Genomic DNA, 20,956 nt, shown 5'->3' with positions numbered 1-20,956 from the left:
GGCCCGGATTTGGGCCACCGCCCCGGAGGTGGTTGGCTTCGCCGTGACGAGCGGACACAACTGCTGGAGGAACAGCTATGGCGCAGGTCGAGGCCACCACGGAGCGCATCATCGGGGCCGACGCGGAGACGGTCTTCGACACGCTGGCCGACTACAGCGGAACCCGGGGCAAGCTGCTGCCCGAGCACTTCAGCGAGTACGAGGTGCGTGAGGGCGGCGACGGCGAGGGCACCCTGGTGCACTGGAAGCTCCAGGCCACCAGCAAGCGCGTGCGCGACTGCCTGCTGGAGGTCACCGAGCCCACCGACGGGCAGCTCGTGGAGACGGACCGCAACTCCTCCATGGTCACCACCTGGGTGGTCACCCCGGCCGGCGAGGGCAGGTCCAAGGCCGTCGTCACCACCGTGTGGAACGGCGCCGGCGGCATCGGCGGCTTCTTCGAGCGCACCTTCGCGCCCAAGGGCCTCGGCCGCATCTACGACACCCTGCTGGCCAACCTGGCCGCGGAGGTCGAAGGCAAGGCCTGAGCAAGGCTGTTGCCCGGGCCCGGGCGGGGCCCGGGCAGGGTCCGGCCGCCTCACCGGATCGGGTGGACTTTCCGCCCCGGGCCCTCCCGGCCCCCTCCCGGGCCCCCTCCCGGCCCCCTCCCGGGCCCCCTCCCGGCCTCTCCCCGCCGTGCCCCGGCTCCGCCCCCGCCGTGCCCCGGCTCCGCCCCGCCGTGCCCCGGAACCGACGCCGCGCGCTGATCCACCCCGGACGGGGGGAGAGCCCTTAGGCTGGGCGCAGCGCGTGCCGGCCGCGTCGCGCGCGACCGCGCAACCGACTGCCCGGGGGCCCGATGAAGATCCTCATCTCCGCCGACATGGAAGGCGCCACCGGCGTCACCTGGCCCGCGGACGTGCTGCCCGGCACGCCCCAGTGGGAGCGCTGCCGCGGGATGTTCACCTCCGACGTCAACGCCGCCGTGCTCGGCTTCTACGACGGCGGCGCCGACCAGGTCGTCGTCAACGAGGCCCACTGGACCATGCGCAACCTGCTGCTGGAGCGCCTCGACGCCCGCGCGGAGATGCTCACCGGCCGCCACAAGTCCCTCTCCATGGTCGAGGGCGTCCAGCGCGGCGACGTCGACGGCATCGCCTTCGTCGGCTACCACACGGGCGCCGGCTCCGAAGGCGTGCTCGCCCACACCTACCTCGCCAACTCCATCACCGGCGTCTGGCTCAACGGGACCCGCGCGAGCGAGGGCCTGCTCAACGCCCACGTCGTCGCCGAGTACGGCGTCCCGGTCATCCTGGTCACGGGCGACGACCTGACCTGCGTGGACGCCGCCGGCTACGCCCCGCAGGCCGTGACCGTCGCGGTCAAGGACCACGTCTCGCGCTACGCCGCCGTCTGCCGGACCCCGGCCCGCACCGCCGCCGACATCCGGACCGCGGCCAAGGCGGCCACCGCCCTCGCAGGCCGGCGCGAGCCCGTGCCCGGCGCCGGCCCGTACACCGTGGAGCTGGAGTTCGACGCCGAACACCTGGCTATGTCCGCCACGGTGGTCCCGGGGGTGCAGCGCAGCGGGGAGCGCAGGGTCGCGTACACCAGCGAGACGATGTACGAGGGGATCCGGGCCTTCAAGGCGGTCACGACGGTCGTCTCGGCGGCCGTGGAGGAGCAGTATGGCTGACATGCGCGCAATCGACACCGGGGTTCCCGTCGAAGCCGGCGACGCCGTGACCGCCGTGACCGCCGCGGACGCGGTGGACGCGGTGGCCCTCGACGAGGCCGTCGGGTTCACCTCGGACCTCATCAGGATCGACACCACCAACCGGGGCGGTGGCGACTGCCGGGAGCGGCCCGCCGCCGAGTACGTCGCCGAACGGCTCGCCGCCGCCGGCCTGGAACCGCTCCTGCTGGAGCGCACCCCGGGCCGCACCAACGTGGTCGCCCGGATCGAGGGCACCGACCCTTACGCCGACGCGCTCCTCGTCCACGGCCACCTCGACGTGGTCCCCGCCGAGGCCGCCGACTGGAGCGTGGACCCCTTCTCCGGCGAGGTCCGCGACGGTGTCGTCTGGGGCCGCGGCGCCGTCGACATGAAGAACATGGACGCGATGGTGCTGGCCGTCGTACGGGCCTGGGCGCGCGCGGGAGTGCGCCCGCGCCGGGACATCGTGATCGCCTACACCGCCGACGAGGAGGACAGCGCCGTCGACGGCTCCGGCTTCCTCGCCGACCACCATCGGGAACTCTTCGAAGGCTGCACGGAGGGCCTGAGCGAATCCGGCGCCTTCACCGTCCACACCGGCCCCGGCCGGGCCCTCTACCCGATCGCCGCCGGTGAACGCGGCACGGCCTGGATCAAGTTGACGGCTCACGGCACCACCGGCCACGGCTCCAAGCCCAACAAGGCCAACGCCGTCAGCCGGCTCGCCGCCGCGGTCGCCCGGATCGGCGCGTACGAATGGCCGGTCCGGCTCACCGACACCGTCACCGCCTGCATCACCGAACTCGCCGCCCTCCAGGGCCTGTCGGTCGACCCGCGGCGCCCCGGCTTCGACCTGGACTCGTTCCTCGGCAAGCTGGGCCCGGCCGCCGTCCTCGTCGAGGCGACCGTCCGCAACAGCGCCAACCCGACCATGCTCACCGCCGGTTACAAGCTGAACGTGATCCCGGGCCAGGCCACCGCCTACGTCGACGGCCGCATGCTGCCCGGCGGCGAGGCCGAGTTCATCGCCACCCTCGACGCGCTCACCGGCCCCGACGTCACGTGGGAGTTCCACCACCGGGAGGTCGCGCTCGAGGCTCCCGTGGACGGACGGACCTACGCCGTCCTGCGCGAGTCCGTCGAGCGGTTCGACCCGGACGGGCACGTGGTGCCCTTCTGCATGGCGGGCGGCACCGACGCCAAGCAGTTCTCCCGGCTCGGCATCACCGGCTACGGCTTCTCCCCGCTGAAGCTGCCCCCCGGCTTCGACTACTGGTCCCTCTTCCACGGCGTGGACGAGCGGGTCCCCGTCGAGGCCCTCCACTTCGGCGTCCGCGTCCTCGACCGCGCCCTGCGGACCCTGTGAGCGGGGCCCGGTGATGGCCGCCATGCAGACCTGCCCGTACGGGAGCTGGCCCTCGCCGATCGACGCAGGCCTCGCGGCCTCGCTCGACGGACGCCCCGAATACCTCGGCGCGGTCGGCGACGAGGTGTGGTGGACCGAGCCCCGGCCGCAGGAGGCCGGCCGCCGCACCCTCGTACGCCGCCGCCCCGCCGGGGCCGGGACCGAGGTCAGCGAGCTGCCCGCGCCGTGGAACGTGCGCAGCCGGTTCACCGAGTACGGCGGCCTGCCCTGGGCGGGGGCCGAGCGGGCGAGCGGCGGCCCCCTGCTGGTCTTCGTCCACTTCGCCGATCAGCGGCTGTACGCGTACGAGCCGGACGCGCCCGGAGCCCCCGAGCCCCGGCCCCTCACCCCGGTGTCCGCGACGGGCGGCGGGCTGCGCTGGGCCGACCCGGTGCTGCGCGGGGGCGAGGTCTGGTGCGTGCTGGAGGAGTTCACCGGGCCCGCGCCGAGCGATGTGCGCCGGGTGCTGGCCGCCGTACCGCTGGACGGGTCGGCGGCCGGGGACCGGTCGTCGGTACGGGAGCTCACCGACGACCGGCACCGCTTCACCACGGGACCCCGGCTGTCCCCGGACGGCCGGCGGGCGGCCTGGCTGGTGTGGGACCACCCGCTGATGCCCTGGGACGGCACCGAGCTGCAGCTGGCCGAGGTCACCGCGGACGGGGGACTGTCCGGGGCCCGGACCGTCCTCGGCGGCCCCGACGAGTCCGTCGCCCAGGTGGAGTGGACGGCCGACGGAACCCTCCTCGCGGTCAGTGACCGCGGCGGCTGGTGGAACCCGTACCGGGTGGACCCGGACACGGGGTGGGCCGTCAACCTGTGCCTGCGGGAAGAGGAGTTCGGGGGAGCCCTGTGGAAGCCCGGGCTGCGCTGGATCGCCCCGCTCCCCGACGGGCTCGTCGCCGTGCTGCACGGCCAGGGCTCCTCGGTGCTCGGCATCCTGGACCCGGAGAGCGGCGACCTGGTGGACGCGGCCGGGCCGTGGACGGCATGGCAGCCGACGCTCGCCGTGCAGGGCAGCCGGGTCTACGGGGTCGCCGCCAGCCCGCGCAGCGCCTACGAGGTGGTCGAGCTGGACACCGCCAGCGGGCACGCCAGGGTCGTCGGCGCGCAGGGCGCGGACCCGGTGGACCCGGCCTACTACCCCGAGCCGCAGAGCCGCACCTTCCTCGGCCCGGACGACCGGCAGATCCACGCCCACGTCTACCCGCCGCACCACCCGGCCTGCCGGGCCGCCGCCGACGAACTGCCCCCGTACGTGGTGTGGGTGCACGGCGGCCCCACCGACCACGTGCCGCCCGTACTCGACCTGCACATCGCCTACTTCACCTCGCGCGGGATCGGCGTGGTCGAGGTGAACTACGGCGGCTCCACCGGCTACGGCCGCGCCTACCGGGAGCGGCTGCGCGAACAGTGGGGCGTGGTGGACGTGGAGGACTGTGCGGCGGTGGCCCGGGCGCTGGCAGCCGAGGGCACCGCCGATCCCGTCCGGCTGGCCATCCGCGGCGGCAGCGCGGGGGGCTGGACGGCGGCGGCGTCGCTGGCCGCGACCGACCTGTACGCCTGCGCGGCGATCATCTACCCGGTGCTGGACCTGCTGGGCTTCGCCGAGGAGACCCACGACCTGGAATCCCGCTACATCGACGGTCTGGCCGGGCCGCCGCAGACCCTCGCCGTCGTGAGCCGCGAGCGCTCCCCGGTGGCCAACGCCGACCGGATCACGGCGCCGTTCGTCCTGCTCCAGGGGCTTGACGACGCGGTGTGCCCGCCGGCCCAGGCGGAGCGGCTGACGGCCGCGATGCGGGGCCGGCCGGTGCCGCACGCCTACCTGGCCTTCGAGGGCGAGGGCCACGGCTTCCGCCGCGCCGACACCATGGTCCGGGCGCTGGAGGCCGAACTGTCGCTCTACGCGCAGGTCTTCGGGATCGAACGCACCGACGTCCCGAGGCTCACCCTGGAGACCTCTTCGTGAATCTCAGACCATGACGAGCAGGCGCGTCCTCGCCTTCAGCTTCCTGTTCACCGAAAGGCTCTGCACGTAGACCTCCAATTCGGGGTTGTGGCCCGCCTTCACGGAGACGGTCCCCCGGACGCCGGTGCCGAAGAGGAGGCTGCGCGCCGCGTCGCCCGTGTAGGCCCGGTCGGTGCCCTTCTCGACGACGACGACCTCCTTGTCGGGCTGTACCTGGACCCGGCTTCCCAACTGGTAGTAGCAGGAGCCGCGTTCATAGGTCACGTCCGGGTGGGCATCGACGAAGGAGCGGATTCCCATATCTGCTTCGACCTCCAGCAGCCGGTATTTGTCGGCCGCGATCGGTTCGAGGTGGGCGCGTACGTCGTCGACGGAAATGTCCTGGCCGACGGCGAACAGGTTCTTCGTGCCGCGCACGCCCTTCTCGCGGCCGCGCAGGAAACTGGTGGCGGCGGCGCGGACGGTGCCGATGGCCTCCTTGACGCCCTCCTGGGAATCCGCGTCCCAGATGGCGATGTTCCCGGCCGGAAAGCCGTAGTTCTGGGCGGTCCGCTTCGCCAGGGAGTTCGGGACGAGGATCGCGGAGGTCCAGTGGCCCGGGAGCGAGCCCATCTTCGCGGTGATCCGGTCGAGCCAGGGGCCGAGGACGGCCATGTTGCCGTCGTGCCGCCGGTCGCCGCCGGAGGCGTTCTCCTCGCCGTCCGTCACCACGATCTGGAGGAAGCTGTGCTCGCCGTATTCCTCCCAGATGTGGCCCAGGTCGTCCAGGGATTTCAGGGAGGCTTCGATGAGAGCGGTGGCGCCGTTCTTCACCTTGTAAAGGCCCCGCATGGACGGCAGGTGCTTCACGTCCATGTCCCAGACCAGATTCTCCACCTTGTGGTCGAAGGCGTAGAGGCTGATCCGCGTCTCATGGCCGAGGTTGTCCGACTCGGCCTTCAGCCCCGACACGAACTCGTCCACCACACGGACGAGTTGATTCTGGTGCTGATGCATGGAACCCGAACAGTCCACTACCAGCGCGACGTGATTCACCTTGTGCTGGATCCTGTTTGCGGACATGATTGTGCCCCCTTTTTCGAAGCTCCCCGAGTGATGTCTCCACACTATGGGGAGGCACTGACAACGGAGCTTGACGGACGATCAGCCGCAGAAGGTGCCCGCCACCAGGGCCGTCACGCCGGCCGTCACGCGGTCCGCAGCCAGACGCGCAGCGGGCCGACGGCGGTGAAGCCGGCACGCAGGGCGGTGTCCAGGTCCTCGCCGTGCTCGTAGCCGACCACGGGCAGGTCCGGCCGGCGGGCGGCGGTCGCGGCCAGGGCGCCCGCCCAGGCCGTGTCGGCGCCGGCCCCGTCGCGGGCGAACAGGTTGGAGACTCCCACCACGCCGCCGCCGGTGTGCAGGGCGGCCCCGGCGACGATCCGGCCCCCGGCGCGGCCGGCGAGGAAGGCGGTGTCCCCGCCGAGCAGGGAGGGCTTGAACAGCCCGGTGCTCTCCTCGCCGTCCCAGGCGGCCTCCCAGGCCGCCAGCTCCGCGGCGTCGCCGACCTCGGACCACTGCGGTGCGGACGGGCCGGCCGCCGGGACCGGGGCCCCGGCCGGCCGGTGGATCCACTGCGCCTCGAACAGCACCTCGAAGCCGTCCCCGGCCAGGTCCAGGTCGGCGAAGCTGTCCTTCACCGAGCAGCCGGGGGAGCCGGTGTCGACCGGCCGGAGCACGCGCTCCGCCGGGACGGCCCCGTCCAGGGTCACGGCATCCGGATACAGCGGCGGGGTCCGCACCGCGCTCAGCCAGAGGTCCCCGCCGTCGTACCGCGGCTTCAGGCCGTGCGCGCGGCAGACCGCGTCGCACCACGAGGCGTTGTTCAGCGCGGCCCGGCGGCGCAGCGCCGCATTCGTCCCGTCCATGATCATGACCCGATCGTGTCACAGGCCCTAGCCTGGGCGGATGACCATTTCGATCTACGTCCGGGAGGGAGGCCGCGTCGGCCTGCGGCCCTACCGGCTCGTCGACGGGCCCGAGTTCACCGCCCGCGTCCGCGAGAGCCGGGACCTCCACCGCCCCTGGCTGTTCCCGCCCGCCACCGTCGAGGAGTACGAGCCCTACGCGACCCGGCTGGCCGAGGGCGACGCCCGCGCCGGGTTCCTCGTGTGCGAGCTCGGCACCGGCGCCCTGGCCGGATTCGTCAACGTCAACAACATCGTGCGGGGCGCCTTCCAGTGCGGGGCCCTCGGCTACGGTGCCTTCGCGCACGCGGCCGGCCGCGGGCTCCTGCGCGAAGCCCTCGGACTGGTCCTCGACCACGCCTTCGCCCCCGCCGGGAAGGGCCTCGGCCTGCACCGGCTGGAGGCCAACGTCCAGCCCGGCAACACCGCCTCGATCGCACTCGTCCGGGGCGCCGGCTTCCGGCTGGAGGGCCTGTCCCCCGACTTCCTCCACGTCGACGGCGCCTGGCGCGACCACGAACGCTGGGCCGTCACCGCCGGGATGCCGCGCGCACGATGAGGCCCCCTACGGAGCGCGGCTCGGCGGGAGGGATCCGCCGGCCGTACGGGCCGGGCCCGGCATCGTTCCGGATCCGGCCGCGACGATTTCCTCCGCCGCGCCGCCGCATCGCGCAGGATGAGGGGATGCGCACCCTCGTACTGCTCGATGCCCCGTCCAACCTGGGTCTGCGGCCGCCCGCGCCCGGGACCGTCCCCGGTGTCTACAAGCTCGCGGGCGCCCTGCGCGAGCAGGGCCTGCTCGCCAGGCTCGGGGCGCGCGAGGGCGGTGTCGTGGTCCCGCCCCGCTACGACCGCGGCGACTGGAAGGAGGGCGACGGCGTCTTCAACGCCGACGCCCTCGCCGCGTACACCGTCGCCCTCGCCGACCGGATCGAACGCCACCTGAAGGCGGGGGAGTTCCCCGTCGTCCTCGGCGGGGACTGCTCCATCCAGCTCGGCGCCTCCCTCGCCATGCGCCGGACCGGCCGCTACGGCCTGGCCGCCGTCGACGGTTCCGCCGACTTCCGCCACCCGGGCAACACCGCCGTCAACGGGCCCGTCGGTGCCGCGGGCGGCGAGGAGCTGGCCCTGGCCACCGGCCGCGGGCAACCCTCGCTCAGCGACCTGGAGGGGCTCGCGCCGTACCTGCGGGACGAGGACGTCCGGCTGTTCGGGATCCGGGACGGGGACGCGGACCTCCTGGAACTGGCGGAGGCCGGGATCTTCGCCGCCACCGTCGGCGAGATCCGCCGCCGGGGCGCCGCGGCCGTCGCCCGCTCCGCGCTGGACGGCCTGCACCCGCCGGTGACCGACGGGTTCTGGGTGCACCTGGACGCCGACGTGCTCGACCCGGAGGTGATGCCCGCCGTGGACAGCCCCGACCCCGGGGGCCTGCTGCCGGAGGAGGTCGCCGAACTGCTCGGCGTACTGGTGGGGTCACCGCGCTGCGTCGGACTGAACGTCACCATCTACGACCCGGACCTCGACCCGGACGGCCGTGCGGGCGCGCTCCTCGCGGATCTGGTGGCGGGGGCCTTTGCGTAATCCTGACCGGTGGTGATCCGCGGAACCCCTGTGCACCGGACGCCGTGGCGTGTTCCATTTCCCCATGGCCACCACCGTCCGACGCGCCGTACTGACCCTCCCCGCAGCCCCGTTGGGCTCCGACAACCCGCTGCCCGCCCTGCGCGCGCCCGACGGCGTGCACGTCCTGGACGAGCGCTCCCGCGACGGCCTGCCGCGTGACATGGCCCGCCAGATCGGGTACGAGCCGCTGCGCTCGCTGCTGCCCGTACGGATCCGCGACGGGTACCGGCGGGAGCGTGCGGAGCGGGAGTTCGAGGCCGTCGTCATCGAGAACGAGCACCTGCGGGTCACCGTGCTGCCGGGCCTGGGCGGGCGGGTCCACTCGCTCGTCCACCTGCCGACCGGGCGCGAACTGCTCTACCGCAACCCGGTGTTCCAGCCCGCCAACTTCGCGCTGAACGGTGCCTGGTTCTCCGGCGGCATCGAGTGGAACACCGGCGCGACCGGCCACACCACCCTGTCCTGCGCCCCGCTGCACGCCGCCCTGGTCCCCGCCCCGGACGGCGGCGTGATGGTCCGGCTGTGGGAGTGGGAGCGGCTGCGCGACCTGCCGTTCCAGGTGGACCTGTGGCTGCCCGGGGACTCGCAGTTCCTGTACGTCGGCGTCCGCGTGCGCAACCCGCACGAGCGGCCCGCCCCCGTCTACTGGTGGTCCAACATCGCCGTCCCCGAGGACCCGGGCAGCCGGGTCCTGGCCCCCGCCGACGAGGCCTGGCACTTCGGGTACGAGCGCTCGCTGCGCCGCATCCCGGTGCCGGAGTGGGAGGCCGCGGACCGCACGTACCCGCTGCGCAGCGAGTACCCGGCCGACTTCTTCTACGAGGTCCGGGACGGGGCCCGGCCCTGGATCGCCTCCCTGGACGCGGACGGGCAGGGCCTGGTGCAGACCTCCACCGGGCGGCTGCGCGGGCGGAAGCTGTTCGTGTGGGGCGCGGGCGGTGGCGGCCGGCGCTGGCAGGAGTGGCTGACCGAGCCGGGCACGGGCGGCTACGCGGAGATCCAGGCCGGGCTGGCCCGGACCCAGCTGGAGCACGTACGCCTGGAGGGCGGGGCGGAGTTCAGCTGGCTGGAGGCGTACGGGCCGCTGTCCGCAGAGCCCTCGGCGGTGCACGGCGCGGACTGGGCGGCGGCCCGCGGCGCGGCGCAGGACGCGCTGGAAGCCGTACTGCCGCGGGAGCGCGTGGACGCGGCGTACGAGGCGTGGCGCGGCCACGCCGACACCGAACCGGGGGAGCGGCTCGCGGTCGGCTCGGGCTGGGGAGCGCTGGAGGTGCTGTGCGCGGGCCACCGGCTGCCGGGTACGCCCTTCGAGGAGTCCACGCTGGGCGAGGAGCAGGAGCCGTGGCTGGAGCTGTGGCGCACGGGCGTCCTGCCCGCCCCGCGGCGGGTGGTTCCGCCGGGGCCGAGCCTGGTCGCCGCGCACTGGCGGGACATGCTGGAGACGGCTCCCGCGGATCCGCTGACGGAGTACCACCTGGGGGTGGCGCAGTGGCACGCGGGTGACACCGCCCAGGCGGTACGGAGCTGGGAGCGCGGCTTGGCGCTGGCGCCGTCGCAGTGGCCCCTGCTGCGCTGTCTGGCGGTGGCGGACGCGCTGGCGGGCGATGCGGCGCGGGCCGCCGACGGATTCGCGGCGGCCTTCGAGGACCTGGTGGTGGAGAGCCGCGGGGGCGAGCCGTGGACGGCCGCGGAGTCGGCCCTCGGCCAGGAGGCGATGGCCGCGCTCCTCACGGCGGGCCGGCTGCCCCAGGCCCGCGCCGTCTGGGACCGGCTCCGGCCGGCCCTGCGCGAACAGGGCCGCTTCCGGCTGCTGGCGGCCCGGCTGCTCGCGGCGGAGGGCCACGTGCGGGCGGCCCGCCGGGTCTTCGAGGACGGCTTCGAACTCCCCGACCTGCGGGAGGGCGAGGAGACCCTGTCCGAGGTCTGGTCCGTCCTCACGGACTGCCCGCTGCCCGCCCGCTACGACTTCCGCATGCGCCCGCCGGTCTGATCCCCCGCCCGCCGGCGGCGGGCCCGTGACCGCCGCCGGGTCAGGCCCGGCACAGGATCTCGGCGTTCAGGACCGAGAACCAGGCGTCCGGGTCGGCGCCCCAGGTGTGCCAGGCATCCGCTGCGGCCTCCAGGTCGCCGGTCGCCGCGTGGCCGCCGCGGACGGCGATGTCCGCGTACGAGGAGGCCTTCGTCCGGTCGGCCCACAGTGCGGACCACCATGCCGTCTCCTCCGGGGTGGCGAAGCACCAGGCGGTGGCCGAGGAGGTCACGTCCGTGAAGCCGGCCTTGCGGGCCCAGGCCCGCAGCCAGCGGCCCGCGTCCGGTTCGCCGCCGTTGGCGCGGGCCACCCGCCGGTACAGGTCCAGCCATTCGTCCAGCCCGGGCGTCGCCGGGTACCAGGTCATCGCCGCGTAGTCGGCGTCGCGCGCGGCGACGACCCCGCCCGGCCGGCACACCCGCCGCATCTCGCGCAGCGCCCGTACCGGATCCCCGACGTGCTGCAGCACCTGGTGGGCGTGGACCACGTCGAAGGAGTCGTCGGGGAAGTCCAGGGCGTGCACGTCCGCGACGGCGAAGGACACGGCGTCGTCCAGGCCGCGCTCCGCCGCGTGGGCCCGGGCCTGTGCCAGGACGTCCTCGGCCGCGTCGACGGCGGTGACCCGGCCGCCCGGTGCGACCAGCTCCGCCAGGTCGGCCGTGATGGTGCCCGGGCCGCAGCCGACGTCCAGCACCGACAGGCCGGGGCGGAGCTCGCCGATCAGGTAGGCGGCGGAGTTCCGGGCCGTGCGCCAGCGGTGCGAGCGCAGGACCGACTCGTGGTGGCCGTGCGTGTAGACGGCGGTCTCCTTGGCGGCGTTCGTGGCGTCCATGGCCGTACCCCTCCTCGTCGAAGCGTGGGCACCACCGTAGGCGATCAGTTCGCCATTCGAGATATGCGTTTTGACATGTGGACACTGCCCTTGGTTGACAAGGAGGTTGGGTGGGTCGGTGGCAGGGCCGTACGGGGGCGAGGAGAGTTGCACCAGGGGGATGTCACCCCCGGCGGAGGGCGGTGGGAGCCATGTCCGACACGCTGCTCGAACGGCACGCCGAAGCGCTGCGGTTCTTCGGCGAGCAGGTGCGCGCCGTGAAGGGCGACCAGTGGGACGCGCCCACCCCGTGCTCGGAGTGGACGGTGCGGGACCTGGTCAACCACGTCACCGGGGAGCAGCTCTGGATCCCGCCGCTGATCACCGAGGGCCGCACCGTGGAGGAGCTGGGCGACGCCTTCTCCGGGGACGTGCTGGGGGACGACCCGGTCGCCGCGTGGGACAGGGCCTCGGGCGCCGCGCACGCCGCCTTCGCCGCGTCCGGCGCACTGGAGCGGACCGTCCGGCTCTCGTACGGGCCCGCGCTCGGGTCGGCGTACTGCTCGGAGCTGACCGCCGACTGCGTCGTGCACACCTGGGACCTCTGCCGCGGCATCGGCGCCGACGACCGGCTGCCCGACACCCTCGTCGAGTTCTCGATCAAAGAGGTCATGCCGTACGCCGACGCACTCGCGGCCAGCGGCATGTACGCCGAGCCGGTCGAGGTCCCCGCGGGCGCGGACGCGCAGACCAGGCTGCTCGCGATGGTGGGGCGAACGGGCTGAGGGAGGCCGGCGGGCCGACGGGCGGCGCCCGACAGGGCATATCCGGCCAAATAATCGTATAAAGGTCAGGGTCGGGGAGTGCGGCGCGACGAACGCGGAAGGCGGACAGCGGTGGAGGGGATGCAGCGCACGGCGGAGGGCCGCGGCCCGGTCCGCTACGGCCCGCCCGCGCCGCAGCCCGGCCTGCCCGTGCTCTCCGATCTGGTCTCCGTCCTCGGCGCGGCCGCCGGACGCTCCTCCCCGCAGCCCCCGGGCGGCGGGTTGTCGCTGCGCGAGGCGGGCTGCCGGTACTGGGGCCGGCGCGGACTGGCCACCTCACCGGAGAACGTGGCGGCGGGACCCGGCGCCCCGGCGCTGCTCCTGGCCCTCCTCGGAGCGTACGGGGGCGACGTGATGCTGCCCCGGCCCTGTCCCGCCTGGTGGACCCCGCAGGTCAGACTGCTCGGGCGGCGGGCCTACCATGTGCCGACCCCCGCCGAGTGCGGCGGCGTGCCCGACCCCTACGCCCTGCTGGAGACCGTACGGCGGGTGCGCGCCGAGGGCGGTGATCCGCGCGTGCTGCTGCTGTCGGTCGCCGACGACCCGACCGCGACCGTCCCGCCGCCCGAGCTGGTGCGCGAGGCGTGCGAGGCCGCCGAGTCCGCCGGGCTGTTCGTCGTCAGCGACGAGAGCTGGCGCGACACCGTCCACCGGCCCCACGACGACCTCGTCCTGAGCCCCGCCGAGATGCTGCCCGAACAGGCGGCGGTCCTCGTCGACCTGTCCGGGGCACTGCTGCCGGCCGGCTGGCCCGCCGCCGTGGTCCGCTTCCCCGGCACACCGCGCGGGGTGCGGCTGCGCGCCGGCACCCTCGACGTCCTCACCGCCACCGGCGCGGTGGTCGCCGGGCCCGTCGCCGGCGCCGCGGCGCACGCCCTCGACGAACCCGACGCCGTCGCCGCACGCGCGTACGCGGCCGCCCGCCTGCACGGCCTGGTGGCCGCCGCCGCGCACCGCGAGATCCGCACGGCGGGAGGCCTGGCCCGGCCCCCGCAGGCCGGACGGCACCTGTACGCAGACCTCACCCCGCTGCGCGTCGGCCTCGCCCGGCACGGCGTCGGCGACGCCATGGAACTGGAGGACTGGCTCGGCGCCCGGCTCGGCGCGCCCACCCCCGGCGGACAGCGGTTCGCGGACGAACTGGGCGCACTGCGGGTCAGGTTGTCCACCGGGCCGCTGCTGGGCGCCACGCCCGAGGAGCGGCTGGCCGCGCTCACCGCCCGCGATCCGCTCGAACTGCCGCACGTGCGGAGCTCCCTGGACCTCCTCGGATCGGTCCTGGCCGGGCTGGCCTGACCACCCGGGCGGGCCGCCCGGCCCGCCGCGACCCCGCACCCGCACCCGCACCCGCACCCGCGACCACGGTGAACGGAGACTTCTCGATGAGCGACCGGACGGACGCCGCCCCCGCACCCGCCCCGGCCGCCCCCGCCGCGGGGCCCGTACGCCAAGGCGCCACCCGGCCGGCCCCGCACCCGTCCGCCCCGCGCCCGCTCGGCGCACGGCGCCGCTGGCCCCGCTCGTTCGCCGACCGGCTGACCACTCCGCTCCCCGGCGTGCGCGCCTTCGCCCGGCTCGCCCGCGAGGGTGCCTTCCGGCCCGGCCCCGAAGGGCTGCGCGGCATCCCGGACCTGCCGTACGAGCCGGGCCCGCTGCCCGCGACGGCCGCCGGCGCGGTGTCCGTCACCTGGGCCGGGCACGCCAGCTGGGTCCTGCGGACCGGCGGACTGACCGTGCTGACCGACCCCGTCTGGTCCCGGCGGATCCTCGGCACCCCCTCCCGGATGACGCCCGTCGGGGTGCGCTGGGAGGACCTGCCGCCGGTGGACGCGGTCGTGATCAGCCACAACCACTACGACCACCTCGACGCCCCCACCATCCGGCGGCTGCCCCGGGACACCGCCCTCTTCGTCCCGGCGGGCCTCGCGGGCTGGTTCCGCCGCCGCGGCTTCACCCGGGTCACCGACCTCGACTGGTGGGAATCGGCCGAACTGGGCGGCGTACGGTTCGAGTTCGTCCCCGCCCACCACTGGTCGAAGCGGTCCCTGATCGACACCTGCCGGTCCCTGTGGGGCGGCTGGATCCTCACCGACACCCTGAGCCCGGTCCCGAGGAAGGTCTACTTCGCGGGGGACACGGGCTACGGCCGGTGGTTCCGCGAGATCGGCCGCCGCCACCCCGGCATCGACCTCGCCCTGCTGCCTGTGGGTGCGTACGCCCCGCGCTGGTGGCTCGGCGACGTCCACGCCGACCCGGAGGAAGCCGTCCAGGCCTGCCTCGACCTCGGGGCCCGAAGGATGGCCCCCATGCACTGGGCGGCCTTCGTGCTCTCCGCCGAGCCGGTCATGGAGCCCCTGCACCGCACCCTCGCCGCCTGGTCCCGGTCGGGACTGCCCCGCGAAGACCTCTGGGACCTCCCGGTCGGAGCCTCCCGCACCCTCCCGGACCCGGATACGGCCCCCGTCCCGGATCCGGCCTAGTGGTGCCAGGCACGGCCGCCCGTGTTGTGGATGAAGCGCTGCAGCACCTTGAGGGTGGCCAGGTACTCCTCGTCCGAGATGCCGTCGTGCCGCTCGTCCCACAGCTGCTTCTGCAGTGCCTCCGCGCGGCCGAAGAACTCCAGGCCCTCCGGGGTGAGCGCGAGGCGGCCCTCGTCGTCCTGCGCGATCCAGCCCCGGGCGACGGTCGTGTCGATCTCCTCCGCCAGCGCCTCGTCGCCCACGGAGAGGTAGCCGCGCAGGGTCCGCGTCACCTCGTCGCGGGTCCGCACCTCCTCGGCCCGGGCCACCTGGGCCAGGATCCACCACTGGGGCTGGGTGGTGCCGATCGAGGCGAGCGCGCCCCGGGTGCGGGTGACGACCGCGTCGTAGGCGGCCCAGCTCCAGTAGCCGATGGGCTGCTGGAGGAGTCCGGCGTCGTCGTGCGAGTACTCCATGGCGATCAACTCCCCGTAGGTCCTTCAGGTCTGCTGATCCACGACCCTACGAACCCAACCGCACTTGAGGTCCAGCCCCCGCGGCGGCGGGCATTGGAGTGGCCGGGGCGGGTACCGGTGGCGTGGCTCCCGCACCCCCGGGCGGCGGTTCCTAAGGTCGGCGGGGGTACGGCACCGGGCCGACCGTCCAGATCAGGTGGGTGAGTCGTGGAACGCAAGACGGCCGAGTCGCGAACGATCGATCCGCCGGCCCCCGCGGGCCGCCCGGCCGCCCGGCGGTGGACCCGGCGGCTGGCCGCCGCCGCGGGACTGCTGGCGCTGTGCGCGCTCGCGGGCGGGGTGGCCGGCGCCGCGCAGCCCGGCGGTGCGGGATCGCCCGCCGGCCCGCCGCTGTACGTGTCCGACTACGGCAACAACCGCGTGGTGGCCCTGCCCGCGGACGGCGGCGGCCAGAGCACCGTGCCCCTCGACGGCCTGGTGCGGCCGACCGGCCTGGCCTGGGACGCGGCGGGCCGGCTCTACGTCGCCGACACCGGCAACAACAGGGTGGTCGTCCTGCCTCCGGACGGCGGGGGACAGTCGGTCGTCCCCACCGTCAACCTGTCGCGCCCGCTGGGGCTCGCCGTCGACCCGGCCGGCAGCCTCTTCATCGCCGACAGCTTCAACGACCGGGTCGTGAAGGTGGCCGCGGACGGGAGCGGCCAGACCACCGTCCCCACCACCGGGCTGCTGCACCCCTGGGGGCTGGCGATCGCGTCCGACGGGGGCCTGTACGTCTCCGACTTCGTCAACGACCGGGTCGTCAAGGTCGCCGCGGGCGGGGGCGGCCAGACCACCGTCCCCACCACCGGCCTCTCCCAGCCGACCGGGCTGGCCCTGAACGCCGCCGGCGACCTGTACATCGCGGACAGCGGCAACAACCGTGTCGTGAAGGTGCCCGCGGGCGGCGGCCCGCAGAGTACGGTGCCCATCACCGGCCTGAGCTCTCCGCTGGGCCTCGCGCTCGACGGCTCCGGCGGCCTGTACGTGGCCGACGGCTTCAACAACCGCGTGGTACGGGTCCGGGAGACCGGCGGCGGACAGGTGACGCTCGCCCTCACCGGCCTCAACACGCCGACGGGCCTCGCGTTCCCGCCGCAGGCCGCCCGGCCGGGCCACGGCCGGCACGAGGCCCCCTAAGGGGTGTCCTGCCGGTCAGGCCGCGCCCGGGCGGCCCGGCACCGCGGCCTGCGGCGTCGGCCGTCAGTCGCCGACGCCGCGCGGGGGCTCCCTCCTCCGCCTTGCCGGCCTCACCCCTCGGCCCTGCGGGCGCCAGGGCACCTGACGACCCGGGCCGAGCGACCCTGGTCCGCCGGGCACCCCCTGGTGTTCCGGCGGCCCGCTCACGGACTGCGGCGCAGCCGGCGCCAAGCCGCCGGGCCCGCGCTGATCAGCAGCGCCAGGCCGACCGCCACGGCCACGCCCTTCCACGGCTCCGAGAAGAGCGAGCCGCCCAGGATGCCGATCAGCCCGTACGCGGCCGCCCAGGCCAGGCACGCGGGGCCGTCGCCGCGGGCGAACCGGCGCAGCGGCAGCTCCGCCAGTAGGCAGGCCAGCATCACCGGGATCCGGCCCGCCGGGACCAGCCGGGAGAGCACCAGCACCGTCACCCCGTGCTCGTCCAGCCGGGTCTGCGCCTGCGCCAGCCGCTCGGGCGTGGCCCGGCCGCGCAACGCCTCCAGCCACCGCGAACCGTTGTGGGAGCGCACCCCGCGCTGCCCGAGCCAGTACAGCGCCAGGTCCCCGGTGAAGGCCGCCACCGCCGCCACCGCGAACACCAGCAGCACCCCGTACGGCGCCTGGTGGTGGAACGCCACCACCGCCGCCGAACTCACCAGCGCACCGGTGGGAATCACCGGCACCAGCGCACCCAGCGCCACCAGCACGAACAACGCCGGGTAGCCCACCGCCTGCCGGGTGGTCTCCGGCGGCACCTGGCCGGCCCCCGCGGCCGCCGCCGCTGCCACCGCCGTGAGGTCGCGGAGCGTCACGGCAGCCGCACCCGCTCACCGTGTCCCGGTACCCGCACGGTCACCTTGGGCGCCAGCTGCCGGGCCCGCCGCTCGAACTCCTCGCCCGGCGCGTGGAACTCGTGCGGCCGCACCGCGTCCATCCCCACCGGCCAGTACGTCCCGTAGTGGACCGGCACCGCCGCCGCCGGCGCCAGTTGCGCCAGCGCGCGCGCCGCCCGCCCGGCGTCCAGGTGCCCGGGCCCCAGGTACGGACCCCAGCCGCCCACCGGCAGCAGGGCCACGTCCACCGGCCCCACCTCCTCGGCCATCGTGTCGAACAGCCCCGTGTCCCCGGCGAAGTACGTCCGCGCGGAGCCCTGGACCACGTATCCGAGCGCCGGCGCGCGGTGCGGCCCGAACGGCAGGCGGCGCCCGTCGTGCCGGGCGCTGACCGCCCGGACCCGTACGCCCTCCGCCACGCGGACCTCCTCGCCCGGCGCCGTCTCCGTCACCGTCAGCCCGCGCAGCCCGGCGAGCCGGGCCAGCCCCGGGACCGCCCGCCGGGCCCCCCGCGGCACCAGGAGCCTGGTCCCGGGCGCGAGCCGACCCAGCGACGGCAGGTGCAGATGGTCCGCGTGCAGGTGCGACACCAGCACCACGTCCGCCGCAGCCGCCTCGGGCGGCGGGAGCGCCCCGCGCCGCCGCCGCAGGTGCGCGAGCCGCCGCGTGAACAACGGGTCCGTCAGCAGCCGCACCCCGGAATCCTCGACGGTGCACGTCGCATGGCCCCACCAGGTGATCTCCACCGGCACCAGGCCCTCCCTCCCTCGCCGTCCCGCCAGCCTCGGGGTGTCCTACCCATCATGCCGGGCCGGAGGCTCCCGCCACCGCGTCGGAATCCGAAGCCGGCAGCCCCTCCTCTCGGGCGGCGGATCGGAGTAGGGTCCGGCGGCATGGAAGAGTTGCGCGTGGCCGCGATCGCCAGCCTGGCCCCGCTCGAAGACCTGGACGCCGACCCCTTCGCCGTGGACACCCGAGGCCAGCACGCCGTGTGCGCACGCTGGGCGGCCGACCGGGGCTACGTCGTGACCAAGCAGCTGCTGGTCTACGGGATGCGCGCGGACAACTGCGGGTTCTGGTCCGAGATAGCCATCGGGCGGGTCGACCTCTTCGTCGCCGCCAACCAGCGGGTGCTGGCCCGCGCACTGGGCTGCGTCGAGGAGTTCACCGCCGAGTGCGAACGGCGCGGCGTGCGCCTGGAGACCGCCGGGGGCGAAGAGCCCCGGTACACCTCCGCGATGAAGGCCGAGGTGCACCGCCGGCTGTCCATGCCGACCGCCGGCTACGACGGCACCTGACCGCCGCCCCGCCGCGCACTCCCGTACGCCGTCCCGGCCGCCCGGCCGGGCCGCCCCCGCTGTGCGAGCCTGGAAGCGCAGGACGACCCAGGGGGTGGCACGGTGCGGCGACGACGGTGGCGGACCACGGGCAACGCCCTGGTGCGGGTGGCCCTCGTCTGGGCGGTGTCCACCCTGACGATGCTCGCCCTGGCCGGGATCCTCCCCGACTTCCGGCTCCAGTCCGACGACGGCGACAGCATCACGCAGATCGGCCTCACCGCGGCCTGGGGCGCCGGCGCCTTCGGCCTGCTGAGCGCCCTCGTCTGGCCCGCGCTCGTGCGGGCCCTGCTGCTCGTGCCCGCCCTCGTGCTCGGGCTGCTCGTCTTCTTCCTGAACGGCTCGCTCCTGCTGATAGCGCTCAGACTGATCCCCGACGGGCGGGGCGAGGCCGCCCCCGAGACCGCGGTCGTCGTCGCCGCCGTGATGTCCGCGGTGGCCTCGGCGACCTCCACCGCGCTCGCGGTGCGCGACGACGAGGCCTACCGGCGCCGGCTCTACCGGCTCGCCGACCGGCGCCGCCGCAGGCAGGGCCGCGGGGCCGCGCCCCGGGCCGGGGCGGCCGCGCCCGGGCTGCTGGTCCTCCAGCTCGACGGGGTCGGGTACGAGGTGCTGCGCGAGGCCTGCAGCAACGCGCTGATGCCGACCGTCGCCGACTGGCTGGAGCGCGGCCACCGCGTCACGTCCTGGCGCACGGACTGGTCGAGCCAGACCGGCGCCAGCCAGCTCGGCATCCTGCACGGCTCCACCTTCGACGTGCCCGCCTTCCGCTGGTACGAGAAGGACACCGGCGAGGTGATGGTCTGCAACCGGCCCACCAGCGCCGCGGAACTCCAGCGGCGGGCCATCGAGCGCACCGGCGACGGCGGACTGCTCACGCTCGACGGGGCCAGCCGGGGCAACCTCTTCAGCGGCGGCGCGGACCAGCTGGCGCTCGTGCTCTCGGTCTCGGCGCGGCGCGGCCGGGCCAACCGGTCCCGCTCCGGCTACTTCGCGTACTTCTCCGATCCGGCCAACGCCGTCCGCACGGCCCTGTCCTTCGTCGCCGACGCGGTCCGCGAGATCGGCCAGTCCCTGCGGGCACGGATCCGCGGAGACCGGCCCCGGGTCTCGCGCGGCGGGCTCTACCCGCTGATCCGGGCCTTCGCGACCGTGGTCGAACGGGACGTGGTCGTCGCGGCGGTGATCGGCGACATGCTCGCGGGACGCTCCGCGGTCTACGCCGACCTCGTCGCCTACGACGAGGTCGCGCACCACTCGGGCCCGCGCGGCCGGGACACCGACCAGGTGCTGGAACGCCTCGACCGCAGCCTCGCGCTGCTCGCCCGGGTCGCCGAGCACGCGCCGCGCCCGTACCGGATCGTGCTGCTCTCCGACCACGGCCAGAGTCCGGGGGAGACCTTCCTGGCGCGGTACGGGCTGACCCTCAAGGACCTGGTGCGGGCGGGCTGCGGACTGCCCGTCTCCCGCAAGGCCGGCGGTACGCGCAGCGGGGCCGAGGCCCGCGCGGCGGTCCTCGCGGCCCTGCACCGGCCGGTGGAGGAGGGTGAGGAGGCCCGCCCCGGGCCGGGTTCCGACCCGGTGGTGCTGGCCTCCGGCAACCTCGCCCTGATCTCCTTCCCGGACGTCCCCGGCAGGGCCTCCCGGGCCCGCATCGAGCGCACGCACCCCGCGCTGCTGGCGACCCTGGCGAACCACCCCGGCGTGGGCTTCCTCCTGGTGGACGGGGTGGTGCTGGGACCGGGCGGGGCCGAGGCCCGGCTGGACGTGCCCGGCGAGGCGGAGGAGCTGCTGGCCCCCTTCGGTCCTGGCGCGGCCGCGGCAGTCCGCCGGACCGACGCCTTCCCGCACGTGGCCGACATCATGGTGAATTCGGCGTACGACCCGGACACGGGCGCGGTGCACGCCTTCGAGGAGCAGATCGGCTCGCACGGCGGGCTGGGCGGGGAGCAGGGACACCCGTTCCTGATGTGGCCCGCGGAGCTGTCGGACCCGGGGGAGGAGCTGGTCGGCGCGGAGGCCGTGCACGGCGTACTGCGGCGCTGGCTCAGGGAGGCGGACGGCCCCCAGGTGCCGGTGGCTCCGCCGGGGGACAGGTGGGCGTGGGAGCCCGCGCCCCGCGACGCGGGGCGGTACGCGGCCGCCCCGCCGGCCCGGGCCGCGGGGGCGGTCGGCAGGGGGACCTCCCGAGAGGCGCCGCAGGATTCCCCGCCGGAAGGCCCCCTGGGCGGAATCCTTCCTTCCGATGGGTCGCCCGCGCGGGACGAAACCCGCTGATTTGGTACGTCCCGCACCGTGGCCGACCATGTGTCGACCCGCCCACC

The 20,956-nt window shown here is 75.1% G+C and carries 19 protein-coding genes; 13 read left to right on the top strand and 6 right to left on the bottom strand.

What is annotated here, in order from left to right; genetic code table 11:
• The first annotated feature begins 77 nt into the window (after positions 1–77).
• The 4 genes from OHA91_RS08065 to OHA91_RS08050 all read left to right on the top strand — a co-directional run bounded on the left by OHA91_RS08065 (position 78) and on the right by OHA91_RS08050 (position 5,073).
• Positions 78–527: an SRPBCC family protein gene (locus OHA91_RS08065; protein WP_031158074.1), complete on the top strand. Its 450-nt coding sequence runs from the start codon at positions 78–80 to the stop codon at positions 525–527.
• Between the two features lie 311 nt (positions 528–838).
• Positions 839–1,675, top strand: coding sequence for a M55 family metallopeptidase (locus tag OHA91_RS08060; RefSeq protein ID WP_328738928.1), 837 nt, complete (start codon positions 839–841; stop codon positions 1,673–1,675).
• Between the two features lies 1 nt (position 1,676).
• Positions 1,677–3,062 (top strand): M20/M25/M40 family metallo-hydrolase, encoded by a 1,386-nt coding sequence (locus OHA91_RS08055; RefSeq protein WP_078959648.1) that lies wholly within the window; start codon positions 1,677–1,679, stop codon positions 3,060–3,062.
• A gap of 22 nt (positions 3,063–3,084) precedes the next feature.
• Entirely contained in the window at positions 3,085–5,073 is a 1,989-nt protein-coding gene (locus OHA91_RS08050) for a prolyl oligopeptidase family serine peptidase (RefSeq protein ID WP_107064841.1), read from the top strand.
• Positions 5,074–5,076: 3 nt separating this feature from the next.
• Here OHA91_RS08050 and OHA91_RS08045 read toward each other — a convergent pair whose 3' ends face one another.
• Both OHA91_RS08045 and OHA91_RS08040 read right to left on the bottom strand, forming a co-directional pair.
• On the bottom strand, positions 5,077–6,135 hold the full coding sequence (locus OHA91_RS08045) for a vWA domain-containing protein (protein ID WP_031158062.1): 1,059 nt from the start codon (positions 6,133–6,135) through the stop codon (positions 5,077–5,079).
• A 125-nt stretch (positions 6,136–6,260) separates the two neighbouring features.
• Positions 6,261–6,980 (bottom strand): hypothetical protein, encoded by a 720-nt coding sequence (locus OHA91_RS08040; protein ID WP_031158060.1) that lies wholly within the window; start codon positions 6,978–6,980, stop codon positions 6,261–6,263.
• 40 nt (positions 6,981–7,020) lie between these two features.
• Between OHA91_RS08040 and OHA91_RS08035 the strand changes: the two genes are divergently transcribed.
• The 3 genes from OHA91_RS08035 to OHA91_RS08025 all read left to right on the top strand — a co-directional run bounded on the left by OHA91_RS08035 (position 7,021) and on the right by OHA91_RS08025 (position 10,635).
• Positions 7,021–7,578, top strand: coding sequence for a GNAT family N-acetyltransferase (locus tag OHA91_RS08035; protein WP_031158054.1), 558 nt, complete (start codon positions 7,021–7,023; stop codon positions 7,576–7,578).
• 125 nt (positions 7,579–7,703) lie between these two features.
• Positions 7,704–8,603, top strand: coding sequence for an arginase family protein (locus OHA91_RS08030; protein ID WP_031158053.1), 900 nt, complete (start codon positions 7,704–7,706; stop codon positions 8,601–8,603).
• A 64-nt stretch (positions 8,604–8,667) separates the two neighbouring features.
• A complete protein-coding gene (locus tag OHA91_RS08025; RefSeq protein ID WP_266493420.1) occupies positions 8,668–10,635 on the top strand; it encodes a DUF5107 domain-containing protein in 1,968 nt (655 codons plus the stop codon).
• A 40-nt stretch (positions 10,636–10,675) separates the two neighbouring features.
• Here the strand turns inward: OHA91_RS08025 and OHA91_RS08020 are convergent, their stop codons facing one another.
• Positions 10,676–11,506: a methyltransferase domain-containing protein gene (locus tag OHA91_RS08020; protein WP_328738927.1), complete on the bottom strand. Its 831-nt coding sequence runs from the start codon at positions 11,504–11,506 to the stop codon at positions 10,676–10,678.
• A gap of 191 nt (positions 11,507–11,697) precedes the next feature.
• On the opposite strand from OHA91_RS08020, the gene OHA91_RS08015 reads away from it, so the two are divergent.
• The 3 genes from OHA91_RS08015 to OHA91_RS08005 all read left to right on the top strand — a co-directional run bounded on the left by OHA91_RS08015 (position 11,698) and on the right by OHA91_RS08005 (position 14,789).
• A complete protein-coding gene (locus OHA91_RS08015; RefSeq protein WP_031158046.1) occupies positions 11,698–12,270 on the top strand; it encodes a TIGR03086 family metal-binding protein in 573 nt (190 codons plus the stop codon).
• A gap of 120 nt (positions 12,271–12,390) precedes the next feature.
• Positions 12,391–13,605 carry an aminotransferase class I/II-fold pyridoxal phosphate-dependent enzyme gene (locus OHA91_RS08010; protein WP_328738926.1) on the top strand — a complete coding sequence of 405 codons (1,215 nt, stop codon included), beginning with the start codon at positions 12,391–12,393 and terminating at the stop codon, positions 13,603–13,605.
• Between the two features lie 86 nt (positions 13,606–13,691).
• Positions 13,692–14,789 (top strand): MBL fold metallo-hydrolase, encoded by a 1,098-nt coding sequence (locus OHA91_RS08005; RefSeq protein ID WP_031158042.1) that lies wholly within the window; start codon positions 13,692–13,694, stop codon positions 14,787–14,789.
• Here OHA91_RS08005 and OHA91_RS08000 read toward each other — a convergent pair.
• On the bottom strand, positions 14,786–15,244 hold the full coding sequence (locus OHA91_RS08000) for a MarR family winged helix-turn-helix transcriptional regulator (RefSeq protein ID WP_031158040.1): 459 nt from the start codon (positions 15,242–15,244) through the stop codon (positions 14,786–14,788). The genes OHA91_RS08005 and OHA91_RS08000 overlap by 4 nt on opposite strands.
• 207 nt (positions 15,245–15,451) lie before the next feature.
• Here OHA91_RS08000 and OHA91_RS07995 point away from each other — a divergent pair, with 207 nt between their 5' ends.
• Positions 15,452–16,423, top strand: coding sequence for an NHL repeat-containing protein (locus OHA91_RS07995; RefSeq protein WP_037634163.1), 972 nt, complete (start codon positions 15,452–15,454; stop codon positions 16,421–16,423).
• Positions 16,424–16,626: 203 nt separating this feature from the next.
• On the opposite strand, the gene OHA91_RS07990 is transcribed toward OHA91_RS07995, so the two are convergent.
• Together OHA91_RS07990 and OHA91_RS07985 are read right to left on the bottom strand one after the other, a co-directional pair.
• Complete coding sequence (locus OHA91_RS07990) at positions 16,627–17,274, bottom strand: DedA family protein (RefSeq protein ID WP_328738925.1); 648 nt, start codon at positions 17,272–17,274, stop codon at positions 16,627–16,629.
• Positions 17,271–18,047: an MBL fold metallo-hydrolase gene (locus OHA91_RS07985; RefSeq protein ID WP_031158033.1), complete on the bottom strand. Its 777-nt coding sequence runs from the start codon at positions 18,045–18,047 to the stop codon at positions 17,271–17,273. Before OHA91_RS07985 ends, OHA91_RS07990 begins: the two co-directional genes overlap by 4 nt.
• A 141-nt stretch (positions 18,048–18,188) precedes the next feature.
• Here OHA91_RS07985 and OHA91_RS07980 point away from each other — a divergent pair, with 141 nt between their 5' ends.
• Positions 18,189–18,593 carry a hypothetical protein gene (locus OHA91_RS07980; protein WP_031158030.1) on the top strand — a complete coding sequence of 135 codons (405 nt, stop codon included), beginning with the start codon at positions 18,189–18,191 and terminating at the stop codon, positions 18,591–18,593.
• A 102-nt stretch (positions 18,594–18,695) separates the two neighbouring features.
• A complete protein-coding gene (locus OHA91_RS07975; protein ID WP_266493438.1) occupies positions 18,696–20,909 on the top strand; it encodes a phage holin family protein in 2,214 nt (737 codons plus the stop codon).
• Positions 20,910–20,956: the final 47 nt, after the last annotated feature.

Source organism: Streptomyces erythrochromogenes (assembly GCF_036170895.1).
GTDB lineage: Bacteria > Actinomycetota > Actinomycetes > Streptomycetales > Streptomycetaceae > Streptomyces > Streptomyces erythrochromogenes.
This window is presented reverse-complemented; position numbering and strand designations above follow the sequence as displayed.